The organism is Halomonas sp. 18071143 (genome assembly GCF_019211725.1).
GTDB classification, from domain to species: Bacteria; Pseudomonadota; Gammaproteobacteria; order Pseudomonadales; family Halomonadaceae; genus Vreelandella; species Vreelandella stevensii.
The window spans coordinates 3,498,494-3,524,014 of record NZ_CP078120.1; the positions used below are offsets into that span (position 1 = coordinate 3,498,494).

27 protein-coding genes are annotated in these 25,521 nt (G+C 61.5%); 13 read left to right on the top strand and 14 right to left on the bottom strand.

Annotated features, from left to right (window positions below; genetic code table 11):
• Positions 1–43 precede the first annotated feature (43 nt).
• From denD to ltnD, 5 genes are read right to left on the bottom strand one after another with little or no spacing between them, the layout of a single operon-like run.
• Positions 44–1,018, bottom strand: a complete 975-nt coding sequence (denD, locus tag KVY02_RS16400; RefSeq protein ID WP_218313946.1) for a D-erythronate dehydrogenase — start codon at positions 1,016–1,018, stop codon at positions 44–46.
• A 58-nt stretch (positions 1,019–1,076) separates the two neighbouring features.
• Positions 1,077–1,874: a 2-oxo-tetronate isomerase gene (gene otnI, locus KVY02_RS16405; protein ID WP_016915227.1), complete on the bottom strand. Its 798-nt coding sequence runs from the start codon at positions 1,872–1,874 to the stop codon at positions 1,077–1,079.
• 52 nt (positions 1,875–1,926) lie between these two features.
• Entirely contained in the window at positions 1,927–2,586 is a 660-nt protein-coding gene (otnC, locus tag KVY02_RS16410) for a 3-oxo-tetronate 4-phosphate decarboxylase (RefSeq protein ID WP_218313947.1), read from the bottom strand.
• Positions 2,583–3,875, bottom strand: coding sequence for a 3-oxo-tetronate kinase (gene otnK, locus KVY02_RS16415; protein ID WP_218313948.1), 1,293 nt, complete (start codon positions 3,873–3,875; stop codon positions 2,583–2,585). The genes otnC and otnK overlap by 4 nt, the downstream gene beginning before the upstream one ends.
• A complete protein-coding gene (gene ltnD / locus KVY02_RS16420) occupies positions 3,872–4,750 on the bottom strand; it encodes an L-threonate dehydrogenase (RefSeq protein ID WP_256357615.1) in 879 nt (292 codons plus the stop codon). Before ltnD ends, otnK begins: the two co-directional genes overlap by 4 nt.
• A 246-nt stretch (positions 4,751–4,996) precedes the next feature.
• On the opposite strand from ltnD, the gene KVY02_RS16425 reads away from it, so the two are divergent.
• Positions 4,997–6,031 (top strand): LacI family DNA-binding transcriptional regulator, encoded by a 1,035-nt coding sequence (locus tag KVY02_RS16425; RefSeq protein ID WP_039175059.1) that lies wholly within the window; start codon positions 4,997–4,999, stop codon positions 6,029–6,031.
• 9 nt (positions 6,032–6,040) lie between these two features.
• Here KVY02_RS16425 and KVY02_RS16430 read toward each other — a convergent pair whose 3' ends face one another.
• The 6 genes from KVY02_RS16430 to KVY02_RS16455 all read right to left on the bottom strand — a co-directional run bounded on the left by KVY02_RS16430 (position 6,041) and on the right by KVY02_RS16455 (position 11,941).
• The gene (locus tag KVY02_RS16430) at positions 6,041–7,441 is read right to left on the bottom strand and encodes an amidase (protein WP_218313950.1); all 1,401 of its coding nucleotides are present in this window, start codon (positions 7,439–7,441) and stop codon (positions 6,041–6,043) included.
• A gap of 22 nt (positions 7,442–7,463) precedes the next feature.
• A complete protein-coding gene (locus tag KVY02_RS16435) occupies positions 7,464–7,931 on the bottom strand; it encodes a RidA family protein (RefSeq protein WP_039175056.1) in 468 nt (155 codons plus the stop codon).
• A 39-nt stretch (positions 7,932–7,970) separates the two neighbouring features.
• Complete coding sequence (locus KVY02_RS16440) at positions 7,971–9,245, bottom strand: TRAP transporter large permease (RefSeq protein WP_039175054.1); 1,275 nt, start codon at positions 9,243–9,245, stop codon at positions 7,971–7,973.
• A gap of 16 nt (positions 9,246–9,261) precedes the next feature.
• Complete coding sequence (locus KVY02_RS16445) at positions 9,262–9,783, bottom strand: TRAP transporter small permease (RefSeq protein WP_096921965.1); 522 nt, start codon at positions 9,781–9,783, stop codon at positions 9,262–9,264.
• Between the two features lie 58 nt (positions 9,784–9,841).
• Complete coding sequence (locus tag KVY02_RS16450; protein ID WP_218313951.1) at positions 9,842–10,843, bottom strand: TRAP transporter substrate-binding protein; 1,002 nt, start codon at positions 10,841–10,843, stop codon at positions 9,842–9,844.
• 72 nt (positions 10,844–10,915) lie between these two features.
• Positions 10,916–11,941, bottom strand: a complete 1,026-nt coding sequence (locus KVY02_RS16455) for an asparaginase (RefSeq protein WP_256357524.1) — start codon at positions 11,939–11,941, stop codon at positions 10,916–10,918.
• 187 nt (positions 11,942–12,128) lie between these two features.
• On the opposite strand from KVY02_RS16455, the gene KVY02_RS16460 reads away from it, so the two are divergent.
• The 7 genes from KVY02_RS16460 to KVY02_RS16490 all read left to right on the top strand — a co-directional run bounded on the left by KVY02_RS16460 (position 12,129) and on the right by KVY02_RS16490 (position 19,051).
• Complete coding sequence (locus KVY02_RS16460) at positions 12,129–12,890, top strand: FadR/GntR family transcriptional regulator (protein WP_256357525.1); 762 nt, start codon at positions 12,129–12,131, stop codon at positions 12,888–12,890.
• A 197-nt stretch (positions 12,891–13,087) separates the two neighbouring features.
• Complete coding sequence (gene hemP, locus KVY02_RS16465) at positions 13,088–13,255, top strand: hemin uptake protein HemP (protein ID WP_016915235.1); 168 nt, start codon at positions 13,088–13,090, stop codon at positions 13,253–13,255.
• 85 nt (positions 13,256–13,340) lie between these two features.
• Complete coding sequence (locus KVY02_RS16470) at positions 13,341–15,314, top strand: TonB-dependent receptor domain-containing protein (protein ID WP_218313952.1); 1,974 nt, start codon at positions 13,341–13,343, stop codon at positions 15,312–15,314.
• Positions 15,315–15,328: 14 nt separating this feature from the next.
• On the top strand, positions 15,329–16,381 hold the full coding sequence (locus KVY02_RS16475; RefSeq protein ID WP_218313953.1) for a ChuX/HutX family heme-like substrate-binding protein: 1,053 nt from the start codon (positions 15,329–15,331) through the stop codon (positions 16,379–16,381).
• Positions 16,378–17,268, top strand: coding sequence for a heme/hemin ABC transporter substrate-binding protein (locus KVY02_RS16480; protein ID WP_218313954.1), 891 nt, complete (start codon positions 16,378–16,380; stop codon positions 17,266–17,268). Before KVY02_RS16475 ends, KVY02_RS16480 begins: the two co-directional genes overlap by 4 nt.
• Positions 17,265–18,311, top strand: coding sequence for a FecCD family ABC transporter permease (locus KVY02_RS16485; protein ID WP_256357526.1), 1,047 nt, complete (start codon positions 17,265–17,267; stop codon positions 18,309–18,311). The genes KVY02_RS16480 and KVY02_RS16485 overlap by 4 nt, the downstream gene beginning before the upstream one ends.
• Complete coding sequence (locus KVY02_RS16490) at positions 18,305–19,051, top strand: ATP-binding cassette domain-containing protein (protein ID WP_218313955.1); 747 nt, start codon at positions 18,305–18,307, stop codon at positions 19,049–19,051. The genes KVY02_RS16485 and KVY02_RS16490 overlap by 7 nt, the downstream gene beginning before the upstream one ends.
• 69 nt (positions 19,052–19,120) lie before the next feature.
• Here the strand turns inward: KVY02_RS16490 and KVY02_RS16495 are convergent, their stop codons facing one another.
• A complete protein-coding gene (locus KVY02_RS16495) occupies positions 19,121–19,627 on the bottom strand; it encodes an Lrp/AsnC family transcriptional regulator (RefSeq protein WP_039175023.1) in 507 nt (168 codons plus the stop codon).
• Between the two features lie 207 nt (positions 19,628–19,834).
• Between KVY02_RS16495 and KVY02_RS16500 the strand changes: the two genes are divergently transcribed.
• The 5 genes from KVY02_RS16500 to KVY02_RS16515 all read left to right on the top strand — a co-directional run bounded on the left by KVY02_RS16500 (position 19,835) and on the right by KVY02_RS16515 (position 23,680).
• Positions 19,835–20,851: a 1-aminocyclopropane-1-carboxylate deaminase gene (locus KVY02_RS16500; protein WP_153842957.1), complete on the top strand. Its 1,017-nt coding sequence runs from the start codon at positions 19,835–19,837 to the stop codon at positions 20,849–20,851.
• A gap of 150 nt (positions 20,852–21,001) precedes the next feature.
• On the top strand, positions 21,002–21,340 hold the full coding sequence (locus KVY02_RS16505; RefSeq protein ID WP_218313956.1) for a DUF6482 family protein: 339 nt from the start codon (positions 21,002–21,004) through the stop codon (positions 21,338–21,340).
• 149 nt (positions 21,341–21,489) lie between these two features.
• Positions 21,490–21,756 carry a hypothetical protein gene (locus tag KVY02_RS18425; protein WP_256357527.1) on the top strand — a complete coding sequence of 89 codons (267 nt, stop codon included), beginning with the start codon at positions 21,490–21,492 and terminating at the stop codon, positions 21,754–21,756.
• Positions 21,705–22,862, top strand: coding sequence for a magnesium transporter (locus tag KVY02_RS16510; RefSeq protein WP_256357528.1), 1,158 nt, complete (start codon positions 21,705–21,707; stop codon positions 22,860–22,862). Before KVY02_RS18425 ends, KVY02_RS16510 begins: the two co-directional genes overlap by 52 nt.
• Before the next feature lie 74 nt (positions 22,863–22,936).
• On the top strand, positions 22,937–23,680 hold the full coding sequence (locus KVY02_RS16515) for a sulfite exporter TauE/SafE family protein (RefSeq protein WP_081136022.1): 744 nt from the start codon (positions 22,937–22,939) through the stop codon (positions 23,678–23,680).
• A 9-nt stretch (positions 23,681–23,689) separates the two neighbouring features.
• On the opposite strand, the gene KVY02_RS16520 is transcribed toward KVY02_RS16515, so the two are convergent.
• Positions 23,690–24,583: an EamA family transporter gene (locus KVY02_RS16520; protein WP_218313957.1), complete on the bottom strand. Its 894-nt coding sequence runs from the start codon at positions 24,581–24,583 to the stop codon at positions 23,690–23,692.
• A gap of 106 nt (positions 24,584–24,689) precedes the next feature.
• The gene (locus KVY02_RS16525) at positions 24,690–25,379 is read right to left on the bottom strand and encodes an HAD family hydrolase (protein ID WP_218313958.1); all 690 of its coding nucleotides are present in this window, start codon (positions 25,377–25,379) and stop codon (positions 24,690–24,692) included.
• Positions 25,380–25,521: the final 142 nt, after the last annotated feature.

Here is a 25,521-nt window from a genome sequence, read left to right on the forward strand (position 1 = left end):
TATGGGTTACCTGCCTTGCCAGGCAGATGGAAAAGCAGCCACATCAGGCGCGTTCATGGTGCTGCTCGGCCATGAAGCGTTCGATGATCTGGGTGAAGTCGTCGTCACCGACAAAGCCGAGCTGGCGCGCCTTGGCGGTTTCGAAGCGTGCGGGCCAACTGGCCACAATCGCTTCGATGCGCGGGTCGGGCGCATGCTGAACGAGCGAGAGCGCGTCTTCGCCTGCGGCGCTGCGCAGGGCATCGAGCATCTCGGCCACGCTCACCGTGATGCCGGGCAGCATGAAGGCACGGAACGGTGCCAGCGCTGTGATGGGCACCTGGGCGCCATGCACCAGCGCGTCGACCACCTTGCCCGGCGACATCACGAACATCTCAAGGGTGGTGGGCACCGGGCAAATGGCCGTTTCGCCATTGAGCGGCTCCCGCAAGATGCTGGAGGCAAAGCTGGAGGCTGCCGCATTGGGGCGGCCAGGGCGGATCACGATGGTGGGCAGGCGCAGCACCAGACCATCGATCTCGCCACGACGGCTGTAATCATTGATGAGCAGCTCGCACATGGCCTTTTGGGCACCATAGGAGTTCTGCGGGTGCAAGGCCGTCATGTCATCTAGCACGTCCGGCAGCGCCCCGCCGTAGGCCGCCACGGAGCTGGCCATGATCAAGCGCGTTGCGTGCAGGCCGCGCAGGCGGCAGCCTTCCAGCAAGGCACGGGTGGCATCGAAGTTGACCCGCATGCCTAGCTCCAGATCAGCTTCGGCGGCGGAGCTCACCACGGCCGCCAGGTGGTAGATCACGTCAGGGCGCTGATCCAGCACGTCGTCGAGGGCCTGGGGCTGGGTAATGTCCACGGCGCGCGAGGACACGGTGATGCTACCTGCGTCGGGCGCGGGGGCTTCCACTTGATCGATCAGCGTGAGCTGGGTGATCGGCTGCTGGCGAAGCTCGCCCCGCTGGATCAGTTGATGGGCAAGACGCTGACCTAGAAAACCCGCTGCGCCGGTGATGGCAATATGCATGATGTGATTCCTGATATGGCGTTGTTATTGTTGGTGGCCGGGGGGCTTAGCGTGGTGCTCAGCGTGGGGTCAACCCCCAGGGTGCTCCCCACCACAGCCCCGCTCGGGTGGCGGCTTGTGGGCGGTATTCACAGCCAACCCAGCCGCGATACCCCAGCGCGCTCAAGCGTTCGAAAATGGCGGGGTAGTGCACCTCGCCCACATTGGGCTCGTGACGATCAGGCACCCCGGCAATCTGGACATGGCCAATGGCGCTGAACTGGCGTTCGAGATGGCGAATCAGGTCGCCTTCCATGATTTGGCAGTGGTAAAGGTCGAACTGCAGCTTGAGATTCGGGGCACCGACCTCTTCCAGTACCGCCATGGCCTGGGCCTGGCGAGAGAGAAAAAAGCCCGGCATGTCACGCGTATTGATCGGCTCGATGAGAATGTCGCGGCCCACTTTGGCCGCCTCGTTCGCCGCAAAACGCAGATTGCGGATATACGTGGCGTGGTGCTCTGCCTGGGTCGCGGCATCGGCATTGTCCGGTAACAGCCCCGCCATGGCATGAACCCGCGGGCAGCCGAGCGCCTCGGCGTAGCTCAGCGCCGCCGTGACCGAATCGCGAAACTCGGCTTCCCGGCCCGGCAGGCTGGCCAGGCCGCGCTCACCGGCGTCCCAATCGCCTGGCGGCATATTGAACAGCACCTGCTCCAACTGGGCATCCTTGAGCGCGTGCTGCACATCACGCGCGGCAAACGCATAGGGGAATAGATACTCGACCCCTTTGAAACCCGACTCGGCGGCAGCAGCAAAGCGGTCGAGAAAGGCGTGTTCGTTGAACAGCATGCTGAGGTTGGCGGCTAATCGAATCATGGCGTGCTCTTGTTGTTATCCAGTACCTGGTGAAAGGGGTCCACGTGCGTCATTAATCCCTGGGAAAACGCGCTTCCAGCTCGGCGACCTGCTCCGGCGTCAGACCGCGCGGGTTCTCGCCTCGCAGCAGCAGGTACAGCTTGGCGGTCTCTTCCAGCTCTTCGGTGGCATACACCGCCGCTTCGAGGGTCTTGCCCGCCACCACCGGGCCGTGGTTGGCCAGCAGCACCGCGCTATGCTTGCCCGCCAGGCCCCGCACCGCTTCGCCCAACTGGGGGTCGCCCGGGATGTGATAAGGCACCAGCGGCAGCTTGCCCACCCGCATCACGTAGTAGGCGGTGAGCGGTGGAAGACAGTCGCAGGGGTCTACCCCCGGCAGGCACGACACCGCCACCGAGTGGGTGGAGTGCAGGTGCACGATGGCGCCAGACTGCGGGCGCTCGTCGTACATGGCCATGTGCAGGAACTGCTCCTTGGTGGGCGCATCACCGCTGAGCAATTGGCCCTGCGGGTCCAGGTGCGAGATACGGGCCGGGTCCAGCCGCCCCAGACAGGCGTTGGTGGGGGTCATCAGCCAGCCGCCATCGCCCAGCCGCACGCTGATGTTGCCGCTGGAGCCCATGGTCAGGCCGCGGTCGAACAAGGATTTACCGAGCGTGCTGATCTGCTCGCGCAGGGCGTTCTGCTGCCGGTGGCGAAGGGGCGTGCTCATGCCAGCACCTCGAAGGCCCGGGTGAAGAAGTCCACGCCACCAAAGTTGCCGGACTTCAGCGCCAGCGACAGCGGCGCCTCGCGGCCTGGCCACGGGGTCTGGGTCCAGGGCACGCCGGGGTCGATCTGCTCGCCGATGCGCAGGGTCGTCACGCCTAACGCGGAGACCACTGCACCAGAGGTTTCGCCGCCCGCTACCAATAACCGGCCCACGCCTTCCTGCACCAGCGTTACCGCCAACTGGCCTAATGCCTCTTCAACAAGTTGCCCTGCTCGCTCCACGCCGAGCGAGGCTTGCGCGTTTTTCACTTTTTCTGGATCGGCGGAGGCGTAAATCAAGACCGGCGCGTTGTCGGATAGTCGCTGCCGCGCAAACGCAAGCGCCTGCTGGCGTTGCTGCTCGCCCTCTGCCAGCGCCAGCGGGTCAAGCGCGAAACCGCCGTCCGGGTGCTTGGCAACGAAATCCGCCACTTGCGCCAGCGTGGCCCGTGAACAGCTACCCGACAGTACCAGCGCCCCGCCCGCCGCAGGCGCTAAACGCCCCGGCTCTGCAATGTCTTCCAGCCAACCCAATGCGCGGTACTGAGCGGGCAGCGCTTGCCCAAGGCCTGAACCGCCAGTGACCAGCGCCATTGAGACGGTGGCTTCGGCCAGCACGTCCAAATCCTGCTCATCCAGGGTGTCGCAGATCACATGGCGTACGCCTTGCTCGGCGAGCGCCGACAAATGAGAGCGGGTTGCCTCTGCCCCTTTGGCGAGTACGGTACGGTTGGCCAAGCCCACTGGGTGTGGCGTTTGGCGGGAGAGCACGCGGACCAGATCGGCATCCTGCATGGGGGTGAGCGGGTGGTGCTGCATGCCGCTGTCGTTGAGCAAACGGTCGCCGACGAACAGGTGCCCCTGGTACACCGTGCGGCCATTGACCGGAAAGGCAGGCACCATCACGGTGTGAGCGGCGCCCAAGGCCTCCAGCAGGGCATCGGCCACGGGGCCGATGTTGCCCTCGTCGGTGGAGTCGAAAGTAGAGCAGTACTTGAAGAACAGCTGTCGGGCGCCCTGGGCGCGCAGCCAATCGAGGGCGGCCAGGGAGTCGGCCACGGCCTCTTCCACCGGGCAGGAGCGCGACTTGAGCGCCACCACCACGGCATCGATGTCGCGAAGGTCTACCGTTTCTTGCGGCACGCCGATCACCTGCAGGCAGCGCATGCCGCCGCGCACCAGGTTATTGGCCAGATCGGTGGCGCCGGTGAAGTCGTCGGCGATAGCGCCCAGTACGATCCCCCGGCTCATGGCGCGCCACCTTCAGCGTCGTTGGCCGCGTCTGGCAAGGCGATGCCTGACAGGCGTTGATAGACCTTGATCACCGCCGAGTCATCTTCGCGCCCGAAGCCTGCGCCGCTGGCCGCGGTAAATTGCTGCAATGCACTGGCGGCCACCGGCGTGGCCAGTGACAGCTCACGGCCCGTCTGGTGGACGATATTGAGGTCCTTGACGAAGATATCGACGGCAGATAGCGGCGTGTAGTCGCCGCTCAAGATGTGCGGTACGCGGTTCTCGAACATCCAGGAGTTGCCCGCCGAGTGGGTGATCACCTCATAGATCACCTCGGGGTCGAGGCCCATGCGGATGCCCAGCGCCATGGCTTCGGCGGCAGTGGCAATATGCACCCCGGCCAGCAGCTGATTGACCAGCTTCATGCTGGACCCCACCCCTGGCGCGTCGCCCAGGCGATACACTTTGGCGGCCATGGCATCCAGTATCAGCTGGGCCTTCTTGAACACATCCGGCTGGCCGGAGGCCATCACTGATAAATCACCGCTTCTGGCCTTGGCGGCACCGCCACTGATAGGGGCATCCAGCATCGCCATGCCCGCTGCGGCCAAGCGCTCACCCAGTTGCCTGGCCTGGCTGGGCGCTACCGTGGCGCACTGCACGATCACACTCCCGGGCGCAAGGTGGGGCACCACGCCCTGCTCGCCAAACAGTACGTCTTCCACCTGCTGGCCATTGACCACGATGACCAGCACCACCTCGCACCCCGACAGTGCTTGCGGCGTGGCCACGCTGTGGCCACCGGCCGTGATGAAGGCTTCGCGGGCAGCCGCTGAAATATCGCACCCGATGACCTTGAAGCCGCGCTCCAGCAGCGCCGTAGCGGTGCCCATTCCCATGGCACCTAACCCGATCACACCGACTGACGGGGATTGCTGTGTATCGTGACTCACCGGCGGCTACCTCACTGCTGATATTTTAAATATTGTTTTGACTGCAGCATCGTTCTGAATACCGCGCGACGTGGTCGCAAGGGCATGCTCACGGCGGCATATGTTAGCGCTGTCATGATAGCGCTAACATTCGTTTTAGATTATTCTTTCTCTCATCACAAGCTGAACAATAGGGACGTGCGACCAATGTCTAAAGATGCTTCCAGCCCAGCGAGAGCACGCCGCCGCACGGACCAGATCACCCTCAGCCAGGTGGCTGAATTGGCCAGTGTTTCGCCGATCACCGCGTCACGGGCGCTGAACACGCCCGAGAAAGTCAGCGACCAGACCCGAGAGCGCGTGCTCGATGCCGTGGAGCAGTTGGGCTATGTACCCAACCTGGTGGCGGGCAGTCTCGCTTCCTCACGCTCCAGGCTGATCGCCGTCATCGTGCCTTCCCTGATCAACACCGTGTTCGTGGAAGTGATCAAGGGACTGCAAGAGACTCTGGAGGCCGAGGGGTATCAGATACTGCTGGGCAACACCGACTACGACCTGGACCGCGAATATCAGTTAGTGCGCACTTTTCTGGGCTGGTCATGCTCGGCCCTGATCACCGCAGGGCTGCGCCATAACCACGCCTGCCAGACCCTGCTGAACAACTGGGATCATCCCATCATGGAGGTGATGGAGCTGGGCAAGGGCATGGACTTGAACGTCGGGCTGGACCACGTGGCGGCGGGGCGCTGCATGGCTACCCACCTGATCGACAGAGGCTATCGCCATATTGTCTATGTCGGCGCACGCTTGTCTCAGGATTACCGAGCGGGCATGCGCTACGAAGGGCACAAGGCGGTGTTGACGGCCCACGGCCTGGACGCCTCGCTGGTGGAGCTGGACACGCTGGGCAGCCTGCAAGCGGGCGCAGACAGCCTGGCCCAGGTACTGGCGCATTACCCGCGCACCCAGGCCATCCATTTCGCCAACGACGACCTGGCCGCCGGTGCGCTGCTGGCTGCGCAGCGCCAGGGGCTCGATGTGCCGGGCGACATCGCCATTGCTGGCTTCAACGGCCTGCCCCTTGGCCAACACGTTACCCCACCGCTCACCACCATTCTGTCGCCCAGAGAAGAGATGGGGCGGCTGGCCGCCAAAGAGCTGATCCGCAGGCTAAGCGGTAAAAACGTCTACCGCCGCCAACACGATGTAGGGTTCACGCTGCAGGTGGGCGGGAGCACTTAGCCCCGGCCGTCACACTGCGGGCGGCTGGCCAAGAATGTCCAGACCTGTGCCCAGCTCGTTTTCAATGGCCTGCCCGATGGCCAGCAGTTTCGCGTCCTGCCATGGCCCGGCCAGCACTTGCAGGCCCACCGGCATGCCTTCGGCGTCTTTTCCTACCGGCAGCGTCAAGGCACAGAGCCCCAGAAAGTTGGCAATGACCGTATTGCGCAAGGCGTGCATATTGGCCTTGGGGTATGCGCCTTCGGGCTGAAGACTCTCCAGGGTAGGCGGGGTAATCGCCACGGTGGGGGTCAGCACCGCATCCACATCCGCCATACGCGCAGCGGCAGATTGATAGAGCGAATCCAGGATCGTGCGACGACGCACATACTCCCAGGCAGGCATCGTATCGGCTGCCGCCACCCGAGCCGCGACATTGGGGTCGAGGGAGTCGATCATCTCGGGCAACTCACTCTTCAGGAACGCTGCCAGCTCCGCAGCTGCCACCCCGCCCAGCTTGAACAATTCATACGCCTCATCGATACCGGGCAGCTCCAGCGTCACGATCCGAGCACCGGCAGCTTCCAATCGCTTGATTGCAGCGCGCACCGTTTCCGCAATACCGGGGCTGCAGTCGTCCCAGAAAAACGTTTCCGGCACGCCAAAGGTCAGGCCCGCCAGACAGGGGGTCGCTGGAACACCGCTATCGCTGCCGCTCAGGAGCGGGTCGAGGGCATCGAACGCAAAAGCGATATCATCCACTCGGCGCGCCAGCAGCCCTGGGGTATCCAGCGTGCTGGAGAGCGGTACGATCTGCTCCGTGGACCAGCGCCCGGCAGTGGTCTTCAGCCCAACGACGCCGGTCATGGCAGCAGGGATACGTACAGAGCCTGCGGTATCCGTACCGAACGCCAGGCTGGCGGTGCCTCCCACCAGCGACACCCCCGACCCGGAACTGGAGCCGCCGGGCGTGCGGTGAGCCATCGCGTCCCAGGGGTTGCGCGGGGCTCCCCAATGGGCGTTGGTGCCCAGCCCGCCAAAAGCAAACTCGACGGTATGGGTTTTACCCATGACGGAAGGCAGCTGCTTCAGCAACGCACTCACCACCGGGCCTGAATGCTCCCAGCGCTTGGGAAGTTGCTGGGCCGAGCCTGCATACGTCGGCAGCCCTTTCACGGCGTAGATATCCTTGATCGATACCGCCATCCCCATGAGCGCTCCCGCATCGCCCCCCTGTGCCAGCACGGCATCGGCCGCCTTTGCCATCGCCAGCGCCTGCTCTCCGTTCCAGGTAAGATAGGCATGGTCGTGCTGGCCGCGCTGGTGGTAAGCCGCTATCGCAGCCTCGGCCAGCTCGGTGGCGGTGAGAGTGCCAGCCCGCAGGCGCGCGCGCTGCTCACGTAACGGTAAAAAAATCACTGAATCCTGCATGCGTTCTCCTCCGAGGGGGTACTTAGCGCACTTCAAAGATCGCTTCGACTTCCACCGCAGCATTGCCGGGCAGCGTCGCCACCCCGATGGCGGTGCGGGCATGGCGGCCTGCCTCGCCGAACAGCGCGACAAACAGCTCTGATGCGCCATTGATGACCAGCGGCACGTCGTGGAAACCCGGCGCCACGTTGACGAAGCCATTCATGCGCACGCAGCGCACCACGCGGGAAAAATCGCCATCAACGGCATCGCTCAATTCCGCCAGGAGGTTTAAAGCACACGCCTGAGCGGCCAGCTTGCCGGTTTCGAGGTCGAACTCGCCCCCCACCTTGCCAGGATAGAGCACCTCGCCATCGCGCTCACAAATCTGGCCTGCCAGAAACACCTGATTATTCAGCCGAGACCAGGGCAAGAAGAGACCACGTGGCGTTGGAATCGCCGGTAACGTCAGGCCCTGCTCTGCAACGGCTTGCTCAATCGTTTTGCTCATGATTCGTTGTCCTTGTCGATGAACGCATTCAGCGGTTACTTAATAGATGAGTGAGGGTAGCCACGTACTTAGCCACGGCACGTAGGTGATGATGATCAGCGCGATCAGCATCAGGCCGATCAGTGGCAAGCAGGCCCTGAACACCTCTTGAAGCGACATTTTGGATATTGCCATCGCGACGAACAGGTTCAGCCCGACGGGCGGGGTAATCATGCCTACCGAAAAGTTGATCAGCGTGATGATGCCGAAGTGAACAGGGTCAACCCCCACCTGGGCGGCGATGGGCTGCAGCAACGGCGAAAGCACGATGATGGCCGAGGCGCTATCGAGGAAAAAGCCGGCGATGATCATCACGACGTTGAACAGCGCCATGACCTGGAAAGGATCATCTGTCCACGACAATACCTGTCCTGCCAATTGGCTGGGCGTACCGGTAATGGCCAGCAGCCAAGAGAAGGCCGAAGCACCTGCCGTGATCAGCAACAGCGTGGCAGAAATCAATCCTGAACTTCTCAACGTCCCTAACAGCTCTTTGAGATTGATGGTGCGATACACCACCATACCCACCAGCAGGCCGTATACGCAGGCGACGGCAGCCGATTCCGTGGGCGTAAAGATGCCACTGTAAATACCGCCCAGCAGAATGATCGGCAAACCAAGGCCCCAAGCCGCCGATTTAAAAGCCAGCGCTATTTCTTTCAATGTAGGAAAGGGGGAACGCTCATAGCCCTTGAAGCTGCTGTAAACGATGCAGTAGGCAATCAAGATGGAAGCAATGACAATGGCAGGTAACAGGCCAGCCGCAAACAGGCGTCCTACGGAGGTTCCCGTGACAGAACCATAAATGATCAGCGCAATACTCGGCGGCACGATGGGCCCTAGCGTGCCAGCAGTGGCAATCAAGCCAATCGCAAAGCGTTTATCGTAGCCAGCAGCGACCAGTGCGGGGAACATGATCGAGCCGATGGCTACCACCGTGGCGGGGCTCGAACCCGAAATGGCTCCAAAGAAGAGGCATGACAGCACCGTGGCGGCCGCCAACCCACCGGGCACCCACCCCACCAGCGCTTTGGCCAGATTGATCAGGCGATCTGAAAGCCCTCCTATCCGCATCAACTCCGCCGCCAGAATAAAAAACGGAATCGCCATCAGCGAGAAGTTGTTCATGCCAGTGAACATGCGCATTGGCACGATGACCGGGTTCGTGGTACCAAAAAACTCAATCGCGAGGAAAACCGCTAATGCGAGGGAGGCAAATATCGGCAGCCCCAACAATAAAACGGCAAAGAAGATTGGCAATAGCGCAGTAATCATGGTGACTCTCCCATATTTAAACGAGCTTATCCGACTCAGCCACAAGCTCTTCGGAGAGGCTTACCGGAGGCTTATTCCACACTTCATTAATGACCCATGAATAGCGCAGGATCAGCAGCACACCGGAAATCGCGATTGGCAGATAGAACCATGCCATTGGCAGGCGCAGCGCGGCCGTCAACTGGCCACGACCAAGCGTATTGAAGTAGAGAACAAAGCCGTAATAGGTCATGAACCCCGCGAACACGATGCCGATCAGCGCGGCGATCAAGTGCAGCCAACGGTTGATGGCAGGCGTAGCGATCGCATTCAGTACATCCACCGAAATATGGGTGCCATGTCGCACCCCCATACTGGCACCCACAAAGCTCATACAAATGATGGAATAAATAACGACTTCTTCAGCCCAAAACAGCGAGCCGCTAAAGCCATAGCGATAAACCACCTGGACGGTGGTGAGGACGGTCGCAATCGACATGAAAACGACCATCGCCACACTTTCCAAGCGATCAAGACATTTATTGAGCGCTTCGAACATGAGATATCCACACCCTCGATGGGTAAGAGGAGAACGGTTTTCTTGATGAAACCCCGCCTTAGTAGTCGATCCCTACCGCGTCATAAACCTTGTGCAGCAGCTCGGTAGTCACGACATTCTCGTACTCTTCATGCACTGGCATGCTGGCAGCGATAAAGGCTTGACGCTGTTCGGAGGTGAGTTCGTTGATGGCGATCTCGTCTTTGATCGCTTCCAGAATGGTTTCCTCATCTTGAAGGGTCAATTCACGAGAAGTGTCGCGACCATTATCGAAGGCTTCCAACATCACCGCCTGCAGGTCCTCTGGCAGCGAGTTCCAGGAGTCCTGATTGATGACCGCGGCGTAAGCGTGGTAAGCGTGATTGGTGAGCGAGAGATAATCCTGCACTTCATGGAAACGCATGGTGTAGATATTGGCCAATGGGTTTTCCTGACCGGACACCACCCCCTGCTGCAAGCCGTTATAGACTTCCGTGAATGCCATGGCCGTCGCATTGGCACCCAGGTTCTGATAGGTGGAAATGATGATCGGTGCTTGCATGGTGCGCATGCGGATGTTGGCCATATCCTCAGGCGTTTCAATCGGGCGGTCATTATTCGAAATATGGCGGAAACCAGCGCCCCAGAAGTTGATGCCGACCATGTTATGGCCATTCAGGGTATCGAGGATTTCGCGACCGACTTCACCGTCCAGTACCTCGACCATCGTGTCGTAATCGGCAATCAGAAACGGCAAATCGAGAATCTGCATACGCGGCTCGAAATTGCCCAGCGTCGCGGTCGGGGGAATACCGATATCGACCAGCCCCATTTGTACCTGCTCGATGATTTCAACATCGCCACCCACCTGAGCTGCGGGTAGCACGTTGATTTTAATCCGGCCGTCCGATTTCTCTTCTACCTCTTCCTTGAAACGCAGCGCGGCTTGCCCGTTGGGCGTATCTTCGATCAGCACATGGGCAAAGCTGAACGTGTAATCTGCAGCATGGAGTTGGGCCGCCCCCATAGAGGCAACGGCGATGGCAGCAGAGAGAGTGGCTTTTGTCAGCATTCGTTTCATGTCCAGCACCTTATTGAGTTATGGTGATTTATGTTTTTATCTTCCAACCCCTGAGCACGATAAGCAGTGTGCTCAGGACATGATGCGTTCCATCGCATCCCCCAGTGCGTCATGCGGGGAATTACTCAGCAGCAAGGCGAGAGCCAATCGCGCCTTGCGTGCACTGATATCGTTGAGCGTCAGCACCCCTGCCGATGCCAAGTCAGCCAGGCTGCCGCTGAATTCATAGCTGGTGTTTACCGGGCCTTGCGCACAGCCGCTCACGATCGCGACGGGCACTCCTGCGCAGACCAGCTCTTTGATGGGCACCATCCAGCTCGGAGGTACATGCCCTCTGCCAAGCCCATCGATCACGATGGCCTTGGCGCCGCTTGCTACACAGGCTTGTAGTAAGGCAGGGGAAGCGTCCAGGTAGGCAGGCAGCAGATCCACTCTGGGCAACGGGCAGTCCCATCCCGTCACCGGCAATGTCTCTTCCAGAGCTGCGCCATAAAGCTTCACTCGTGGCCCATCGATATAACCTATCGGGCCTGCTCCAGGCGACTCAAAGCCATTGAGCTGAAAGCTATTGACCTTGCGCGCATAGCGCGCGGAAAAGAGTGATTCGTTGAACACCACGACACAGCCCCACTGGCTGAGGGGCGCATGGGTTGCCGACACGATGGCGTCACAAATGTTCTTGAAGGCATCCGTCCCTAGCTGATGCGGCGCGCGTTGGGAGCCCGTCATCACACAGGGTTTGTTCTTGGGCAGCGTGAGCGAGAGAAAATAAGCCGTCTCTTCTAGCGTATCGGTCCCGTGCGTGATCACCAAGCCATCGACATCGTCCCTTTCCAGCACCTCTCTTCCGTGACGGTAGAGTTCGGCCACGTCCATCAACGTGATGGCATTGCTCGGTTTTTGCAGCAGCGAGATCACCTCTAGGGTGACATCGACCCCTTGGGGCAGCGTTACTTGCTCAAGCAACTTCTCGCCACTCAATGCACCTGATTGGCTGCGGCCCGACTCGCTGGGCTTGCTGGCTATCGTGCCGCCAGTAGTCATTACCACGATGTGCTTTTTCGTCATGCAAACTCTCGCCTCGAAGCGTCCGGCCATCCAAAACACCAGACATCAGATGTCTGATATCATGCTAGACCCAGCAGGAAAGAATAAGCAAGATCACAAAAAGATCAAAACAATATATCTATATTTCTTTTAAGAATATGAAATAAAGTGTCCCAAGCCGCTAGGCTTGAGTCATTGATAGAATGCAACGAATACAGATGAGCCACGCGAGGCCCACATGAGTTTGAAACGCCAGCCTGAGACCCACCCTGCGAACCCGATGTCCTTCGGTGATTCGATGGAGCGCAGTTCCGTCGCGCTGCAGCTGCTCGAGCGCATCAAAAGCGCTTTGATACGTGGCGACCTCAAACCGGGAGATTATCTCCCTTCAGAAACGGAACTCACGCAAAGTCTGGGTATCGGAAAATCGAGCGTTCGCGAAGCGATCAAGATGCTGCAAGCCATCGGCATTGTCGAAGTCAAGCGAGGTCAAGGTACCGTGATTCGACGAGAGCCAGGTGCCCCCTTGGTGGACCCCATGGCGTTTGGCATGATCCTGGCACGCGGTATGACCCGAGATGTGCTGGAGTTTCGTCTGATGTTTGAACCCGCGTACACCCTGCAAGCCATGGAACGCGCCACGCCAGAGGATCATCAGCGCATTCAAGCCAGTATCGATGCCATGGAAGCAGCCATCCGAGCAGGCGAGCAAACGTCACGACACGACATTGCCTTCCATCGCGCCATCTTGCACAGCACCCATAATCCCATGACGATTCGAGTGGGAGAAACGCTGCTGCAACTGATCGAAGCAGCACTGGAAACATCCATGCGCTCTCTCCCTGAAACTGCCTTGAAAGACCACAAAGCGATTTACAAGGCCTTCAAGGCAGGTGATAGCGCAGGCATTCACGCCGCCATTGCCGTCAGCAGTGAAAGCTGGGAGACCAACTTGACCTATGAAAGCGACAGCGAGCTAAGTGCGGCACCGCGCTCATAGTGATCAAGCATTGCTGCCCCATCGCCGAGCAGGCGAGACTGCTCGGCGATGCTTTTACCCTTCCCCCCTTACTCTTCCCCTTCCCATCAGCATGAACCGGGTGTTGCCAGCCTTTCGATCTTCTCCCTCTTGAGCACATTGCCAAACCCTGTTAACTTAATAAAAATAGTTATCATTAACACAGGGAATATCCTCTCATGCAGCCCGATAAAAAAGATGCCCCGACAGAAGGCTCATCTGGCTCGCCCCGTGAGGTTACCAGTCAGGCACTGCTCGATCAGGATGGCCAACTGGTAATTCATCACGAACAGCGGCGCTATGTGCTTCGTCGTACGAAAAGCGGCAAATTGATCCTGACCGCTTGATTTTCCTTTTGCTTCAGCCAGCCAGGTAACCTGCGTACCCAGCCAGCGAATTACTCCATCACGCTACGTTGGATATTGCTGGCTCATGAAACCATCCTACTCTCTGGGCATTTGCCTCACCCTGCTGCCACTGCTCAACGCACAGGCTGACGACTCGGCGCTTCATCCGGTGACGGTCACCGGTACACGGGCACCGACAGACCTCTCCTCCGCCCCGCTGATCATCGACATCATTGACCGAACGGATACGGAACTCGCCACCGCCAGCCGCGTGGAGGACATTCTCAGCCGTCAGCCTGGCCTGCATGTGGCAGGCCAAGGGCGTCGCAACGGCCAGACCCTGAGCATGCGCGGCTTTGGGCGCAATGGCGTGTTGGTGCGGCTGGATGGCGTGCGCCAGGACATTACCACAGGCCACATTGGCAACTTCTTCCTTGACCCGGCCCTTGTTCAGGAGGTGCAGGTGGCGTGGGGGGCGCTCTCCAGCCTGTACGGCAGCAATGCCATGGGAGGCGTGGTGAGCTTCACCACGGTGGAAGCCAGCGACTTACTGGCCGCTGGGGAAAACAGCGGGGCTCGGCTGTCAGTGGGCGGGGCGACCGCCAGCGGTGAACTGCGCGGCAACCTGAGCGCCTTTGGCCGACAGGACATATCGAGAGGACAGGTAGATGGACTGTTCTCCGTGGGGCGCAGCGAGTCGGGAGATATACGTCGGGCGGGGGGCGATAAGGCCGAGGAGGATGCCAGCCTCAACAGCCTGCTCGTCAAAGGTGGCTGGGAACCCAACGACGAGCACCGGCTGTTCATCGGCTGGCAGTATTACGATGAGGACACTACCCAGCCCGCCAACCCTCAGCAGCGCGATGTCACCACCAGCAATCCGCTGCGTGATCGCGAGGTGGAGAGCCATAACCTGCAGCTGGGTCATCGCTGGCAGCCCAGCCCGGTAACCGACATCACCTCACGCCTCAGTTTCAGCCAGCAGGAGATTAGCGAGCCTCAGGCAAGCCGCACGCTGGAGCGCATAGGCCTGCAAAGCGACGGCTATCACCGCCTGGAGCATGGCTGGTTATCACAAACGCTGGTTTTCGGGGCCGAACTGGAACAGGCACGCCAGCGTCCGGAAGGCGGTGCCAACGGCTTCCCGCATGCCGACATCGACACGCAAGCGGCCTATCTGGATACCACCCTCACGGCGGGGCGTTATCTGGCGGAGGGCGGCGCCGGGCAGTGGGACCTGGGCGTGGGCGCGCGCTATGACCGCTACGACGCCTCAGGCCAAGCCAGCGATGCCAGCGTCCACGACCGAGTATCGCCACGTTTCCGAGTGGCCTGGCGACCGCAGCAAGGCGTGATGCTGTTCTCGGGTTATGCAGAGGCCTTCCGCGCGCCAAGCCTGTCCGAGCTGTACGCCAGTGAGCGGCACTTTGCGGGCTTTTGTGCAGGCCCGTTCTTCTGTACTCCGGACAACTTCTGGATCCCCAACCCGGAGCTGGCCCCGGAAACCAGCCATACCTGGGAGAGCGGCGTGGTATGGCACCAGGGCGACTGGCAAGCGCGCGCCAGCTATTTCGATACGCGGGCAGACGACTTCATCGATACCCAAGTCGATATCATGGCGGGCACCACCCAGGCGGTCAACGTGCAGCGTGCCCAGCTATGGGGATACGACGCTCGCCTTGCCTGGCAGCCCAGCGCCTTCCCGCTACTCACCAGCTTTGCAGGCCTTTCCGAGGTCTCGGGCAAGGACCGCGACAGCGGCGAAGCGCTGGGCAGCCAGACGCCTCTGGAAATGACCCTGGGCAGCGAACTGGCTCTTTACGACCGCGCGTTGCGCATGGGCTGGCAGGGCCGGTTCGCCCGCGACTTCGACAAACAGAGTAGCGACGAACGGCTGCCAGGATATGGCCTGCACGACCTGCATCTGGCCTGGCAAGTCACCCCTGCCCTCGACACATCGCTGCGCCTGGCCAACGTGGGCGACAAGGAGTGGTACCGCCCGGATGGCAGTCTGGGCGATGGCCGCAGCCTGTTCGCCACGCTGAACTGGCAGTGGTAATCAGGAGACCGACCATGACACACCCCCAACAAACCGCGATTCTGGAAGCCTTCAGCAGCGCACGGGCTGCCCAACCCCGCCTACCGGCCATCGAGATCGCCGAACGGCTTGGCATCAGTGAGGGCGAGCTTCAGGCCGCCCGGCTGGGCAGGGAAGTATGGACACTGCCACTCGCCCCCAAGGCGCTGGCGGCCTGGTGGCATCAGTTGGGCCACGTGAAGGCACTGACCCGCTCGCGGCTGGCCGTACTGGAGCAGCACGGCACCTACCCAAGCCTGGCGGGAGGCTCCCACACCGGCTTGATGCTCGACCCCGGCGGGCTGGATTTGCGCCTGCTGTACAGCCACTGGCATTGGGCCTGCCTGATACACGACCCCATGCCTACCGACACAGGCACCATCACGCACCGCTGGAGCCTGCAGGTATTCGATCAGCACGGCTGCGCCATTCACAAGTGCTTCGCACTGGACGAACCGAGCACCGAGGCCTGGGAGGCGCTGGCCGCTCTGGGCACACTGGATACACCGGCCTTTACTCACAGCATGCCGCGCCCCCAGCGACCGCTTCCCAGCGCCCCCACCCTGGCCCAGGAGTGGGCGGCCATGAGCGACGTACACCAGTTCTTTGCCCTGTTACAGCGCCATCGCCTGGAGCGGCTGGAAGCCAATCAGCTCATGGAAGGCCAATACACCTACACGCTCCCTGTCCATGCGCTGGAGACTCTGTTCCAGGAGGCGCACCGGCAAGCGCTACCGCTGATGCTGTTTGTGGCCAGCCCAGGCTGCGTGCAGATCCGAACGGGCACGCTGCCCGCAGCCGTGCGCGCCAGAGGCTGGCTGAACCTGTTTGGCGAACAGTTCACGCTTCACCTCAATGACACGGCCATCGAGCAGCTATGGGTGGTCAACAAACCCAACCGCGATGGCGGTGTGACCAGTGTCGAGGCCTTCGATGCGCAGGGCTCGCTGGTATTGCAGCTCTACGCAGAGCGCCAGGAAGGGCGCAGCGAACGGCGGGAGTGGCGGCAACTCTTGAACACCTTGAGCCAGCGTGAGGCCGTGGCATGAGACTCGTAGGCCATGCCTTTGCACTCAGGCCGTTTCGAGCCCTGGGAGTCGCTCTGCTGGGTTTGGCGCTGAGCGCCTCCGCACTGGCCAGCGAGCGCTGGCTGGTGCTGGGAGGCGATATCGCCGAAACCCTGAGCGCCCTGGGCGCCGAGCAGCACGTCGTCGCCCGGGACGATACGGTGGTCTACCCCCCCGAGATGGCGGCATTGCCCTCTGTGGGCTATTTGCGTCAGCTCTCGGCCGAGAGCGTGCTCTCCGTCTCGCCTACACGCATTCTGGCCGCCGAGCAGGCGGGCCCCCGCGAAGTCCTGGAGCAGTTGGCTGCGGTGGGCGTGGCGGTAGAGGTCGTCAGTGCCCCGGCCTCACTGGAGGCCATTGCCCACAAGGTGCGCCATATCAGTGAATACATCGGCGAACCGCAGGCTGGCTCAGCACTGGCGGAGTCGCTGACCAGAGACCTTGAGCGATTGGCCGCCTTGCCCCCACTGCCCGACATTCAAGCCATGTTCATCCTGCAACACAGCGGCCTGACCCCGAGGGCTGCCGGACGTGAGACAGCCGTCCATACCGCTTTGCAAGCCGTGGGATTGCACAATGCTTTTGCGGAAATGACGGGCTACCACAATGTGTCGGCAGAAGCCCTGGTGCAGCACTCCCCCGAGGTCGTCGTCATGTCCACACGAGGCCTGGAGGCACTCGGCGGAGAGGCGGCACTCTGGAGCCTGCCCGGCATGGCCATGACCCCGGCGGGAAGCGACCAGCGCCTGATCGTGGTGGATGATCAGGCACTGCTGGGATTTGGGCCTCGCACGCCCGAGGCCCTGTTGACGCTGCGCCAGCAGGTGGAAGCCCTGCTCAGTCACCACGCCGCACAGGCCCGCCGATGAACCCACGACAACCCGCTTATATCTCCGTGCGCCTGGGCCGACCGACCATGAGCCGCTCCACCCGGGTTCTGAGCGGCCTGGCGTTGGCATTGGTAGCCACGCTGGCCATCAGCGCCAGCACCGGCGTGCTCGGCATCTCCCCGTGGGCAGCGCTGAGCGGCACGGCAGACTCCTTGAGCCTGCAAGTATGGTGGCAACTTCGCCTGCCCAGGCTCCTGCTGGGCATGGCCGTGGGGGCCATGTTGGCAGGCAGCGGGGCCGCCATGCAGGGGCTATTTCGCAACCCGCTGGCCGACCCCACGCTGCTGGGCTTGGCCAGCGGAGCCGGTCTGTTCGTGGCGCTCTGGATTGTGCTGGTACAGGGCAGCGCTGCCAGCAGCCTGTATGGTCAGTTTGCCGCAGGGTTTCTGGGAGCATTGTGCGTTTGCCTGCTGATTTTTGGTATCGCCAGCCGTCAAGGCGGCGGCAGTGCGGCGGTGATGTCGCTGCTGCTGGCGGGGCTGGCCATCAATACCCTGGCAGGCGCTGGCGGCGGAGTGTTGGCCTTTCTGGCCAGCGACGAGCAGCTGCGCCAGCTTAGCCTGTGGGGTATGGGCACACTGACCAATGCGCTATGGCGTACTACCGCCGTTGCCCTAGGAGTGGTGGCCTTCGCACTCTGGCTACTGCTGCGCAGCGCGACGCAGCTCGATCTACTCCAGCTGGGCGAAGCCACCGCCCACGCCGCCGGGCTGGAAATCGCGCACCTGAAGCGCCGGGTCGTGATCGCCACCTCGCTTGGGGTCGGCCTATGCGTGGCCTTGACCGGGGTCATCGGTTTTCTTGGCTTGCTGGTGCCCCACTGCCTGCGCCTATGGCTTGGCCCAGGGCATCGCCTGCTGTTACCGGCTTCCATGCTGGGCGGTGCGGTTCTGCTGGTCGCGGCCGACGCCCTGGCACGCACGCTGGGGGCACCGGCCGAAATGCCCGTGGGGCTGCTCACCAGCCTGTTGGGCGGCCCCTACTTTCTCTATTTGCTGATGCGCCGGAACCGACCATGCTGACGCTTTGCGACGCAGGCCTGCTGCGTGCCCCCGCCCTTACACCGCTCAGCGGCACGCTGCTGCCGGGAGAACTGCTGGCCATCGTCGGCCCCAACGGCGCAGGCAAAAGTACGCTCCTCAGCCTGCTCTCGGGCTTTCGTCCCTGCGAAACCGGGCAGCTGTTGCTCGATGGCCACCCCCTGCCTACTTGGCCCATCACGGCGCTAGCCAACCGTCGCGCGCTGGTCGCCCAGCAGGAGCCCCCAGGCTTTGACTGGCACACCGAAGAGCTGGTGAGCCTGGGCAGCCAGCCGTCGAAGGCACTGGTGGCACAGTTGCTGGACGAGCTGGACCTGACTCACCTGGCTCGCCGCAGCGTCCTCTCGCTATCCGGCGGCGAACGCCAGCGCGTGATGATTGCCCGAGGTGCCTGCCAACTGCTGTCACGCCGCTTGCCCGACGCCACCGACGGCGGCCTGCTGCTGTTGGACGAACCCACCAGCGCACTGGACATTGGCCAACAGCAACGCCTCATGCGCCAGCTACGCCGCTGGGCCAGCCAACACCAGATGGCCATCGCCTGCGTCCTGCACGACCTGAACCTGGCCAGCACCTTCGCGGACCACGTATGGCTGATGCATCGTGGGCAGCGGGTGGCGAGTGGGCCTCCGGCAAAGGTGCTTACTACCGCGCACATCAGTCGTGTCTATGAGGTGACGCTGGCTCCTCCTTCTACAACGCTATTTAGCCCGGCGGCTTGATGCCCAGGCCAAACACTTTGAGGCAAACCTACCGCCTGATGCGCCTTTCCAGAGCTTTCTGCACAGAGACTAAACAGGTACCTTGTGGGTCGATACCACTTCCCGCAGCCCCATGAACGAACGAATCTGGCGCACGCCGGGCAGGTAGAGCAACTGCTCGGCGTGTAGCCGGTTGAAGCTTTGGCTGTCTCTGGTGCGCACCAGCATGAAGTAGTCGAACTCCCCCGTGACCACGTGGCACTCCATGCAGCCCGACACTTTTTGAGCCGCCGCCTCGAACGCTGCGAAAGATTCTGGCGTCGAGCGGTCCAGCACTACGCCAATCAACACCACCATGCCTGCCTGCAGGGGCTCCGGGTTCAGGTGGGCCACGATTCGGCTGATCACCCCGTCCCGCTTCAGCTTTTCGACACGCCGCAAACAGGCCGCAGGGCTGAGGTTCACCTGCTCGGCCAGCGCCACATTGGAAAGCGTCGCATCCTCCTGAAGCAGCTTGAGAATACGCTTGTCGATACGATCCAGCTCACTGCCCATGGCATGGGGCTCCGAGGCCCCTCCCGCCCGCTTGGCACACATTATTATTTACTCAAATAACGAATTTACGAATTAATCAAACCCATAAACGCAACTAGACAATCCATTGTTGTTTATAAAGCCCTAATTTCGCAACCCGCTAGGATAGGCAAACGCCTACTATAAACCTCAGGGAGCACGCCAACGTTCCAACCACCGTTACCCAGCGATCCTTGTATATCGCGTTGACTGCCAATGCAGGAGCTTGCCATGAACCTTGAACGCTACCCCCGTTATCCACTGACGTTCGGCCCCTCCCCGATCACACCTCTCAAACGGCTGAGTGCCCATCTGGGCGGCGAGGTCGAGCTGTATGCCAAGCGCGAGGACTGCAACAGCGGCCTGGCCTTCGGCGGCAACAAGACCCGCAAACTGGAGTACCTCATTCCCGAAGCGCTGGAGCAGGGCTGCGATACGCTGGTGTCGATTGGCGGAATCCAGTCCAACCAGACGCGTCAGGTGGCTGCCGTGGCGGCGCACCTGGGCATGAAGTGCGTCCTCGTGCAGGAGAACTGGGTGAACTACTCCGATGCGGTGTATGACCGGGTCGGCAATATCGAGATGTCGCGCATCATGGGGGCCGACGTTCGCCTGGACGCCGCCGGTTTCGATATCGGCATTCGCCCTAGCTGGGAGCAGGCCATGGAGGATGTGCGCCAGCAGGGCGGCAAGCCGTTCCCCATTCCCGCGGGCTGTTCCGAACACCCCTACGGCGGTTTGGGCTTCGTCGGCTTTGCCGAAGAGGTGCGCCAGCAGGAGAAAGAGCTGGGCTTTACCTTCGACTATATCGTGGTGTGCTCGGTGACCGGCAGCACCCAGGCCGGGATGGTGGTCGGCTTTGCCGCCGATGGCCGCGCCCAGCGGGTGATCGGCATCGATGCCTCGGCCAAGCCTGAGCAAACCCGGGCGCAGATTCTGCGGATTGCCCGCCACACCGCCGAGCTGGTCGAACTGGAAGGCGGCATTGCCGATGACGATGTGATCCTGGACACCCGCTACGGCGGCCCCGAATATGGCCTGCCCAATGACGGCACGCTAGAGGCCATTCGCCTTTGCGCCCGCCTGGAAGGCGTGCTCACCGACCCCGTCTATGAAGGAAAATCCATGCACGGCATGATTGATAGGGTGCGCAACGGCGAATTCCCGGCGGGCTCCAAGGTGCTGTATGCCCACCTGGGCGGCGTGCCCGCGCTCAATGCCTACAGCTTCCTGTTCCGCAACGGCTGACCAGACCGAGTGTGGTTGGGCCATGCCCAAGCCCGAGCGGGCAACTGCTCGGGCTTTTTGGCGAGGGGTGGCCAACCCAACAAAAGCTATACAAATATGTCACATCTATTAGACTCATCTGGCATGCCTGCAAGCCAATGAGGTGACACCATGCCATCGCCACTCCCCCTTCGCCTGACCCTGGACGAACTGGCCCATCTTGCCGAACCGCGGCCCGAGGTCGAACTGCACGGGCTCGACATGGGCTGGTACATCGTCCGGCTCCATCGTGACGACTCCGTCAGCCTGCTCAGCACGGTCCAAGGCGACACTCAGCGCTTCAGCGGCACCCAGTGGGTCAGCCGCGCCCTGGCGCCCCTGGGCTTTACCCATGGCACGCTGACTTGGGCAGAGGCTGCCGATGAAATGATTGGCCACCCCACGCCCCCCGTCTCTGACCAACAGCGCCTTCAGCAGGGCGTCCGCGTGGCCTTTGCCACGCGGCATTGAGGCGACGCCCGTCGCGGCCATCGCGGTCAACCCTGCCCAAGGGGCAATCCCCCCGTGGCTTTCAACCTGACCTGCCGATAAGATGGTCAATGAGCCATCATGGGCTTCCAAGCAGTTGTTTCAAAAAGTTTTCCCAGAGGATGGGCTCTATGCGTGACGAAGAGAAGTACACCAATACCGAAGAGCAACTGCTGTACCTGCAAAAGTTGTTGAATGACGAAGACACCCTAGCCCTGCACGAACTGTTCAATGAACTCGATTTTCTGGCCATCGCGCGCACCCTCGAGTCGTTCCCTGCCAAGACCCGAGACCCGAGACCCGAGACCAGCTATGGGACTACATTCCCGAAACCATCATTGGTGAGGTGCTGGCGGAAGTCGACGAAGACATCCGCGCCGACTACATCGAAGACCTGACCGCCAGCGATGTCGAGCAGATCGTCAAAGGCCTGGACGCTCAGGAAGTCGCCGAGGTTCTCGATGTTGCGGACGAAGAGATCAAAACGTCCGTTTATGCCAGCCTGGACCAGGAGATTCGCGCCCAGGTCGAAAACCTCTACACCTATGAAGAGGACATGGTGGGCCGTTACATGGACCCGGAAACGGTCAATGTAAAACAAGGCGTCTCCCTGGAAGCCGTTCAGCGCTACATTCGTATACACCGGCTGCTGGATGTCGACTCTCAGCAGGTCATGGTGACCGACAAGGATAAACGCCTGCTCGGTACGCTGACGCTGATCGACCTGGTCAAGCAGTCGCAGGAGTGCTCCGTCGACGAATTCATGGATAGCGCGCCTTACACCTTGCATGACCAGATGAAGGTCAGCGACGCTGCCAGCCTGCTGCGCTCGAAAGAGCTTCATTTCGTGCCCGTGTGCAACAGCGAAGGGCAGTTGGTGGGCCAATTGAATGCCGCCGACATACTCGAAATCACGCAGGATGACGCAGACCTGACGCTGAAACACATGTCCGGCGTCAGCGATGAAGAAGAAGTGTTCACCCCCATTGTACGCAGCGCGAAAAGCCGGGGTATCTGGCTGGGCATCAATTTGCTGACGGCTTTTCTGGCAGCCTTCGTCATTGGCCAGTTCGAGGCGGTGCTGGATCAGATCGTGGCACTCGCCATTCTCATGCCGGTCGTGGCCAGCATGGGAGGGATTGCCGGAAGCCAGACCCTGACCGTGGTCATACGCGGTTTGGCCCTGGGGCAAATTGCCGGTAACAACAAGCGATGGCTCTATAACAAGGAGCTTTGGGTCGGCATGAGCAACGGCCTGGTATGGGCCCTGGTGGTGGGCGGCATTTCCTACCTGTGGTTTGGCCAGACCCTGATCACGCTGGTCATTACCCTCGCCATCTTCATCAACATGAGCCTCGCCAACCTCTCGGGCGTACTGATCCCGCTGGTGCTGAAGCGCCTGCAGATCGACCCGGCGCTGTCTGGCGCGGTCATTCTGACCACCGTGACGGATGTAGTGGGATTCCTCTCGTTTCTGGGACTCGCGACGCTGATCATTTTGTGATCAGCCAAGCGGTCTATCGGGTAAGATGTCCTTCGCCCGCTAACCTTTAACCGACCCAAGCATTCGAGGCGCCCATGCTTCCTGACTACTCCGTCATCGCCTGGCTGTTGATCATCTTTTCTGTCTATTTGACCGGGGTGTCCAAGGGCGGATTCGCAGGCGGGTTCGGCACGCTCTCGGTGCCCTTGATGGCCCTGGCGATCAGCCCTACCCAAGCGGCGGGGCTGCTGCTGCCGCTGCTGCTGGTCATGGATGCCTTTGCCGTCAAGGCATGGTGGGGCAAGCACTCCCGCGCGGAGGTATGGCGTTTCGTGCCGGGCCTGTTCATCGGGGTGACCGTCGGCACGCTGCTGTTTGGCAGCCTCAGCGAAGAGGGCGTGCGTTTGGTGCTGGGCATTCTCTCCGTGGCCTTTGCGGCTTACATGCTGCTCAAGCCCGTGGCGAAGAAGCCCATTTCCACCCGCTGGGCACTGCCCGCCTCCAGCGTTTGCGGGTTTACCAGTTTCATCGCCCACGCGGGCGCACCGCCCATGAACATGTACCTCATGCCTCGCCAGCTCTCCAAGGAGACGTTCATTGCCACCTGTACGGTGACCTATGCCGTGGTCAACAGCATCAAGCTGGGCCCTTACGTATGGCTTGGCGAGGTCAACATGACCAGCGCCTGGGCGTCACTGCTGCTGGTACCGGTTGCCTGGATAGGGGTGCGCAACGGCCTCTGGCTGCAAAGCCGCGTCAATGAAAAGCTGTTTTATCGTCTGGTGATCATGGCCATGTTCGTGGTGGGCCTCAACCTGGTCTGGCAGGCGTTGCGCTAGCAGCAAGCATTACAGCGCCACGATCAACAGGCCCAGCAGCATCACCAGCGTGCTCAGCGTCTTGGCGCTGGAGGCAGGCTCCTTGAGCCACAGCACCCCCATCAGCACGCCAACCGGAATCGAGAGCTGGCGCAGCGCCACCACGTAGCTGACCTCGTCGGTCAGTGCCATGGCCATGAGCACCAGCCCATAGGTGCAGGTCATCATCAAGCCCGTGGCCACCAGCATCGTCAGCCCCTGCTGTCGCAGCGCAGGCAATCGGCGGCGCTCTGCCGGCAACACGGCCAACAGCGGGAGCGCCCACAGCAGCGTCATCAATGCCTGCAGAACCATGAAGACCGCCCCTGCCGTCAGGCTGCTATGGCCAGCGCCTTGCATGACGCCCAGGGCTTGCTTGTCGATCAGCGAGTACCCCACGGTGCCCACCGCCGCCAGCAGCGCAAAGCCCATGGCGGGGGAAAGATACGAAGCAAGACGGCGAGCCTCGGGTCGGCTGAGCGGCAAGCCCAGCGCCCCTAGCATGATCAGCAGCATGCCGACGCCATCCCAGAGGCCAAGGCCACGATTGCCCAGCCAGGCAATCGATACCAGTGGCACCATCACCACCGGCAAGGCACGGGCAATGGGATAGAGGACGCTCACCTCTCCCCGGGCGTAGGCCCAGGCGAGCCCTCCCATATAGAGCATCTGGCAAAACCCGGACAGCACCAGCCAGCCCCAGAAGGCACCCGGCAGCGCCGTCAAGGAGGGGCCCAGCACCAGCAGCGGCAACAGCGCCACCCCCCCAGCGCCATAAGCCAGCGCAAACGACCCAAGCGAGGGCGCGTTGCGCTTGCCCAGCACGTTCCACCCTGCGTGCATGCACACAGAGACCAGCACCAGCGCGAGCGCGGTGGAACTCATACGGAAGCCACCAGGGCAGGATCAGCGGGGTGTTCGATGAAACGGTAATCAGGCAGGTCGTGCGTCATGGGCTGGCAAATGCGTGGTGGGTTGACGGTTCACAAAGCTAAATGCTCTGCTCGGTATCGGCTCGCCAGTCTAAGCGTCGCCAGCCTTCGACGCCAGCCACCTCCGCCAACACCGGGTCCGGGTTGACGGCAATCGCACAATCGACATATTGCAGTAGCGGCAAGTCGTTGCGGGAATCGGAATAGAACGTGGTATGGCACGCCTCGACGCCCTGCTCCGCCAGCCACTGCTGTAGCCGCGTGACCTTGCCGCCACGGTAGGAAAGCACCCCCACGCTGCGCCCGGTGTACATGGCGCCGCCTGGCAAGCGGTCCTGCTCCAGCTCCACCGCCAGCACGTGGTCGATCCCCAGCATGGCTGCTATGGGCGCGACCAGATGGCAGGCCGACGCCGAGATCAAGACCAGCGTATCGCCCGCCTGTCGGTGCACATCGAGACAGCGCCATGCCTGCTCGAAGATGCGTGGCTGCAGGTGGGTGGCCACGAAACGCTCGACTTCTTTTTGAACGTCGTCGACCCGACGGCCACGCAACGGCGCCAGGGTCATCGCCAGGTACTCTTCCAGCTTCAACTTGCCCGCATGATAAGCCTGCTGCATCGCTTCTGCGCGGGCCAGGAACCCTTCGGCATCGCTGACCCAGCCTTGCTCTATCATCCATAAATTCCAGCGGTCGCTGCAGTCTCCATCCAGGAGGGTGTCATCAAGGTCGAACAGGGCCAGGCGCATGGCAAACTCCTCTCGTCGCGGTATGGCGCGCGTAGGGTATGCCATGGATGATGACAGCAAGATGACGTGCCGCATGTTCTAGCGGCTTAGCCAGGTCGCCGCAAACTCCGCAGCGGGTAATGGCCTGCCAAACCAGAACCCT

What these genes read in the sequence shown, in the direction of transcription:
- denD (WP_218313946.1), bottom strand. Translation starts at nt 1,018, where the DNA reads ATGCATATTGCCATCACCGGCGCAGCGGGTTTTCTAGGTCAGCGTCTT.
- otnI (WP_016915227.1), bottom strand. Translation starts at nt 1,874, where the DNA reads ATGATTCGATTAGCCGCCAACCTCAGCATGCTGTTCAACGAACACGCC.
- otnC (WP_218313947.1), bottom strand. Translation starts at nt 2,586, where the DNA reads ATGAGCACGCCCCTTCGCCACCGGCAGCAGAACGCCCTGCGCGAGCAG.
- otnK (WP_218313948.1), bottom strand. Translation starts at nt 3,875, where the DNA reads ATGAGCCGGGGGATCGTACTGGGCGCTATCGCCGACGACTTCACCGGC.
- ltnD (WP_256357615.1), bottom strand. Translation starts at nt 4,750, where the DNA reads ATGGGCACCGCTACGGCGCTGCTGGAGCGCGGCTTCAAGGTCATCGGG.
- KVY02_RS16425 (WP_039175059.1), top strand. Translation starts at nt 4,997, where the DNA reads ATGTCTAAAGATGCTTCCAGCCCAGCGAGAGCACGCCGCCGCACGGAC.
- KVY02_RS16430 (WP_218313950.1), bottom strand. Translation starts at nt 7,441, where the DNA reads ATGCAGGATTCAGTGATTTTTTTACCGTTACGTGAGCAGCGCGCGCGC.
- KVY02_RS16435 (WP_039175056.1), bottom strand. Translation starts at nt 7,931, where the DNA reads ATGAGCAAAACGATTGAGCAAGCCGTTGCAGAGCAGGGCCTGACGTTA.
- KVY02_RS16440 (WP_039175054.1), bottom strand. Translation starts at nt 9,245, where the DNA reads ATGATTACTGCGCTATTGCCAATCTTCTTTGCCGTTTTATTGTTGGGG.
- KVY02_RS16445 (WP_096921965.1), bottom strand. Translation starts at nt 9,783, where the DNA reads ATGTTCGAAGCGCTCAATAAATGTCTTGATCGCTTGGAAAGTGTGGCG.
- KVY02_RS16450 (WP_218313951.1), bottom strand. Translation starts at nt 10,843, where the DNA reads ATGAAACGAATGCTGACAAAAGCCACTCTCTCTGCTGCCATCGCCGTT.
- KVY02_RS16455 (WP_256357524.1), bottom strand. Translation starts at nt 11,941, where the DNA reads ATGGCCGGACGCTTCGAGGCGAGAGTTTGCATGACGAAAAAGCACATC.
- KVY02_RS16460 (WP_256357525.1), top strand. Translation starts at nt 12,129, where the DNA reads ATGAGTTTGAAACGCCAGCCTGAGACCCACCCTGCGAACCCGATGTCC.
- hemP (WP_016915235.1), top strand. Translation starts at nt 13,088, where the DNA reads ATGCAGCCCGATAAAAAAGATGCCCCGACAGAAGGCTCATCTGGCTCG.
- KVY02_RS16470 (WP_218313952.1), top strand. Translation starts at nt 13,341, where the DNA reads ATGAAACCATCCTACTCTCTGGGCATTTGCCTCACCCTGCTGCCACTG.
- KVY02_RS16475 (WP_218313953.1), top strand. Translation starts at nt 15,329, where the DNA reads ATGACACACCCCCAACAAACCGCGATTCTGGAAGCCTTCAGCAGCGCA.
- KVY02_RS16480 (WP_218313954.1), top strand. Translation starts at nt 16,378, where the DNA reads ATGAGACTCGTAGGCCATGCCTTTGCACTCAGGCCGTTTCGAGCCCTG.
- KVY02_RS16485 (WP_256357526.1), top strand. Translation starts at nt 17,265, where the DNA reads ATGAACCCACGACAACCCGCTTATATCTCCGTGCGCCTGGGCCGACCG.
- KVY02_RS16490 (WP_218313955.1), top strand. Translation starts at nt 18,305, where the DNA reads ATGCTGACGCTTTGCGACGCAGGCCTGCTGCGTGCCCCCGCCCTTACA.
- KVY02_RS16495 (WP_039175023.1), bottom strand. Translation starts at nt 19,627, where the DNA reads ATGTGTGCCAAGCGGGCGGGAGGGGCCTCGGAGCCCCATGCCATGGGC.
- KVY02_RS16500 (WP_153842957.1), top strand. Translation starts at nt 19,835, where the DNA reads ATGAACCTTGAACGCTACCCCCGTTATCCACTGACGTTCGGCCCCTCC.
- KVY02_RS16505 (WP_218313956.1), top strand. Translation starts at nt 21,002, where the DNA reads ATGCCATCGCCACTCCCCCTTCGCCTGACCCTGGACGAACTGGCCCAT.
- KVY02_RS18425 (WP_256357527.1), top strand. Translation starts at nt 21,490, where the DNA reads ATGCGTGACGAAGAGAAGTACACCAATACCGAAGAGCAACTGCTGTAC.
- KVY02_RS16515 (WP_081136022.1), top strand. Translation starts at nt 22,937, where the DNA reads ATGCTTCCTGACTACTCCGTCATCGCCTGGCTGTTGATCATCTTTTCT.
- KVY02_RS16520 (WP_218313957.1), bottom strand. Translation starts at nt 24,583, where the DNA reads ATGAGTTCCACCGCGCTCGCGCTGGTGCTGGTCTCTGTGTGCATGCAC.
- KVY02_RS16525 (WP_218313958.1), bottom strand. Translation starts at nt 25,379, where the DNA reads ATGCGCCTGGCCCTGTTCGACCTTGATGACACCCTCCTGGATGGAGAC.